The organism is Bacillus sp. HY001 (assembly GCF_007558965.1).
GTDB classification, from domain to species: Bacteria; Bacillota; Bacilli; order Bacillales; family Bacillaceae_G; genus Bacillus_A; species Bacillus_A mobilis.
The window spans coordinates 1-307 of sequence record NZ_VLTE01000411.1 but is presented as its reverse complement, the minus strand read 5'-3'; the positions used below and the strand labels follow the sequence as shown (position 1 = coordinate 307).

The 307-nt window shown below is 38.1% G+C and carries 1 pseudogene; it reads left to right on the top strand.

Features of this window, described 5'->3' with window-relative positions:
• A pseudogene (locus FOT98_RS32020) lies at positions 1–307 on the top strand (prokaryotic E2 ligase family D protein); the annotation flags it as partial.

The window sequence follows — 307 nt, the reverse complement described above, 5'->3', positions numbered from 1 at the left end:
CTCCCAAAAGGTTGTATAAAACACGAGGTGTTATCTAAGAGTGGAGATAAACAAGCTGTTTGGATTGAAGTACCAAAGGCTCAGTGGGATATTCATTTCTTTGAACGACCGTTTCAACAAGTAGGCTTTCCACGTCTATTATTTCGTTATACGGTGTACCAAAAACGAGTTACGAATATCTCTGTCTTTGCTGTAAAAGAAGATATGGCGTTAGAAGAAGGAATGAAATTATATCAATTTCCATATTCTAATGTTCATCCTAGTGGATCTGTATGTACGGGTAGAGTTGTGATACCTGAATTCCGGG